Below are 3,257 nucleotides of genomic sequence, written 5' to 3' on the forward strand. Positions count from 1 at the left end.
GAGGCCCACGACCAGCGCCTCACAGGCCCCGGAGACGACATCGGCGGCACACACCTCGCCGACGCTCCAGAGAGCGGCAAGGTCCTGGAGGGCGAGTGCTGCGGCTCGGGTCGACGTCATCGGTTCATTCTCCCCGAACGACTCGGGAGACCACCTCGATCCGGTGCTCCCCTCCCTCGTTCCGTGGCCGATCGGTCCTCGCGGTACGGTGCACCCCATGTCACGACCGGTCGAAACCCGCCCGGCGTCGTCCCCTGTCACCGCGGACGACGTCGACCTTGCCGTACAACTCGCGGTCGACGCGCTGCGCGAGGTACCCGCCACCGCATGGGACGGCGCGGCCGGTTCGCTGGCGTGGGACTGCTGGGAGACCGTCGAGCACCTTGCCAACGACCTGCTCTACTACGCCGTGCAGTTGGGCCCCAAGAGCCCGCCGCTGGACACACATGTGCCCATCGCCTTGCAGAAGAAGCGGGCGGACGCCCCCACGGTCTTCGTCTACGCCGACCGCGCCGCCGGTCCGGCCGGTCTGGTGCAGGTCCTGGAGGCCTGCGGCGCGCTGCTCGTCGCCATGGTGCGCACGACACCGCCTCACGTCCGCGCGCACCATGCGGCCGGAGTGTCCGACCCCGAGGGGTTCGCGGCGCTCGGCCTGCAGGAGATGCTCGTGCACATGCACGACGTCGCGCAGGGCCTCGGGTTTGCCTGGGAACCTCCGTCCTCGCTCTGCTCACGGCTGCTCGCCCGCCTGTTCCCGGACGCCCCGGCCGGCGCCGAGCCTTGGCCCACCCTGCTGTGGGCCACCGGGCGCGGTGAGTTGCCGGGCCGCCCGCGCCTCACCTCGTGGCGTTCGGACAGCTCTGTCCGGTCATAGGTACAGGTACAGAAGCGCGCAGGCCGCCCACCCGAACTCGCCTCCATGCGCCCGGTGTTCGGCCGGGGCCGGCAACCGCGCCCGCTCCGCACGCCACTACCAGGGCGGCCCTGGCCAAGGGGCGAGGCGAGTCTTACGAACCACTGGGCCCGAACATCGCCCGAACCGGTGCCGGAACAGCATGCTGTACTGACAGGCATGCCGTTGCTGATGCTGGATCTCGACAACACCTTGGTCGACCGCGACGCGGCGTTCCACGCGGCCGTCGCGGAGTTCCTGGCCGGGCACGGGCTGCCGCCGACCGACCTGTCGTGGGTCGCGGCACTGGACGCCGGTGGGTACGCCCGGCGCGAGGAGGTCGCGGCGGGGATGACACAGCGCTACGGGCGGTCCATCCCGATCTCCGCCATCCGTACCCTGCTGGACACCGGCGCCGCCGACCGGGTCGAGCTGGCGGACTCCACGCGCACGGCCCTTGAGGCAGCGCGGGCCGACGGCTGGAGCTGTGTCATCGTCACGAACGGCAGGACCGCGCAGCAGGAAGCGAAGATCCGCCGGACCGGTCTCGACCGGCTCGTCCGGACGTGGGTGATCTCGGAAGCGGTGGGCCACAAGAAGCCCGCACCCGAGATCTTCCGGGCGGCAGCGAGCACCGTGGGGCTCCCCCTCCGCGGATCGTGGGTGATCGGCGACTCCCCGCACGCCGACATCGGCGGCGCCGACGCGCTGGGCCTCCGCAGTGTCTGGGTGTCCGCAGACCGCCCCTGGACAGAGGCTGCCTACCGCCCCACCCACATCGCTGCCAATGTCGACTCCGCGCTCGCCTGCGTCATCGGCACGCCGCCGAGGTAGGGGCCCGCCCGACTCATCGGCCGGGGCCGCTAATGGGTCTCCTTGTGCACGGCCTCGATGTTGTTGCCGTCCGGGTCGCTGACGAACGCGCAGTAGGCGCGGTACTCGGTCCATACCCGCGGCCCGTGCCGGGAGACGCCTCCGGCTGCCACCGCAGCCGCGTGGAAGGCGTCCACCGCCTCTCGGTCGGCCGCCGTGAACGCGATATGCACCCCCGTGGTGACGGTGCCCTCAGCGGCGCGCTCCAGGGACAGCGACGGCGTGTCCCGGCCCGGAGTCCAGTACTCGCTCACGCCGTCGGCACGGTAGCCGGCCCCGATCCCGAGGGCGCCCAGTGCCGACGTGTAGAAGCGCTCGCTGGCCTCGAAGTCCGAGGCGAACACCGCGAGGTGATGAACGAAGGGTGTCGGTGTCTCCATGCCGGTCGAGCCTACGGACCCGAGCGCCGCGCCGGGTCGCTCACCCGCGCGCTACGCGTCCTGTCGTGAGCCGGTCGCCCTGCCCGTGACGAAGGGATCCGCTCCGGTCAGCTCGGCGCTGGCCGTCCAGAGAGCCTCGGCGCTCGCCTCGTCCGTCATGTGGGCGTGCGGGTGTTCCAGGTGGGGTCTGCCGCTGAGGCCGAACCGGCTGGGGCCCCACAGCTGACCACCCCGCACGTCCGGGTCCAGAACGGCGCGGACGGCAGGCCAGGCACCGGCGTCCTTGCCCTGGACGAGCAGCTTCGCCGGCCGGGCCAGCAGGTGCCGGTGGCCGGAGTGCCGGTGGACTCCTGGGCGCGGCGGGGTGAGCGCGTCGAGGGCGCCGCCGGGGTGGGCGATCACGCTCATGCAGGTGTCGCCGGCGGCGCGGAGCCGCCGGTCGAGTGCGAACGCGAACATCATCTGTGCCAGCTTCGAGCGGCCGTAGGTGCGCTTCGGGTCGTACTCGTGCACCGAGTGGAGGTCCTCGAGGTCGAGGCGTTCGGAGCGGGCGGCGAAGCTGCCCATGGTGACGATCCGGGCGGCCGGAGCCGCTTGCAGCAGGGGTGCCAGCCGATGCACAAGGGCGAAGTGGCCGAGGTGGTTGGTGGCGAGCATCAGTTCGTGGCCGCGGTCGTTCGTCGCGCGCTGCGGGCCGTCCAGTGCGATGCCCGCGTTGAGGACGACGGCGTCCAGTGCGTCGGTGTCCATCCGGCCGACCGACGCCTCCAGGGAGTCGAGGTCGGCCAGGTCGAGCGGAACGTACTGCACCTGGGCGCCGGGAATCCGGGCGGTGATGGCCTGCACCGCGGCGGACGCCTTGGCCGGGCTGCGGCTGCCGATGACGACCGTCGCGCCCGCGGCGGCCAGCTGTTCGGCGACGAAGTAGCCGATGCCGGCGTTGCCTCCGGTCACGAGGACGGTGGTGCCGTCGGTGCGCGGGGGCTGATGGACGTTCCAGGCGGCCACGGCGGGCTCCTTCCGGGGTGTGGCGGGCGAGGCCCGTGGTCGGGTGCGGCGCGGTCAGAGCCCGGGCCACGCCAGGCTGAGGCGACGGAACGCCTCGTCGAGGA

At 72.4% G+C, this 3,257-nt stretch carries 4 protein-coding genes; 2 read left to right on the top strand and 2 right to left on the bottom strand.

All coding sequences use genetic code 11. The annotated features are described in order from the left end of the window. Positions 1 to 217: 217 nt before the first annotated feature. Entirely contained in the window at positions 218 to 874 is a 657-nt protein-coding gene (locus GTW43_RS24295) for a hypothetical protein (RefSeq protein ID WP_161304163.1), read from the top strand. Positions 875 to 1,072: 198 nt separating this feature from the next. Further along, the gene (locus tag GTW43_RS24300) at positions 1,073 to 1,726 is read left to right on the top strand and encodes an HAD family hydrolase (RefSeq protein ID WP_161304164.1); all 654 of its coding nucleotides are present in this window, start codon (positions 1,073 to 1,075) and stop codon (positions 1,724 to 1,726) included. Between the two features lie 29 nt (positions 1,727 to 1,755). Here the strand turns inward: GTW43_RS24300 and GTW43_RS24305 are convergent, their stop codons facing one another. Together GTW43_RS24305 and GTW43_RS24310 are read right to left on the bottom strand one after the other, a co-directional pair. Continuing rightward, a complete protein-coding gene (locus GTW43_RS24305) occupies positions 1,756 to 2,145 on the bottom strand; it encodes a VOC family protein (RefSeq protein ID WP_161304165.1) in 390 nt (129 codons plus the stop codon). A gap of 51 nt (positions 2,146 to 2,196) precedes the next feature. Beyond that, the gene (locus tag GTW43_RS24310; protein ID WP_161304166.1) at positions 2,197 to 3,153 is read right to left on the bottom strand and encodes an SDR family NAD(P)-dependent oxidoreductase; all 957 of its coding nucleotides are present in this window, start codon (positions 3,151 to 3,153) and stop codon (positions 2,197 to 2,199) included. Between the last annotated feature and the right edge of the window lie 104 nt (positions 3,154 to 3,257).

This window comes from Streptomyces sp. SID5785 (genome assembly GCF_009870065.1).
GTDB lineage: Bacteria > Actinomycetota > Actinomycetes > Streptomycetales > Streptomycetaceae > Streptomyces.

What these genes read in the sequence shown, in the direction of transcription:
- GTW43_RS24295 (WP_161304163.1), top strand. Translation starts at nt 218, where the DNA reads ATGTCACGACCGGTCGAAACCCGCCCGGCGTCGTCCCCTGTCACCGCG.
- GTW43_RS24300 (WP_161304164.1), top strand. Translation starts at nt 1,073, where the DNA reads ATGCCGTTGCTGATGCTGGATCTCGACAACACCTTGGTCGACCGCGAC.
- GTW43_RS24305 (WP_161304165.1), bottom strand. Translation starts at nt 2,145, where the DNA reads ATGGAGACACCGACACCCTTCGTTCATCACCTCGCGGTGTTCGCCTCG.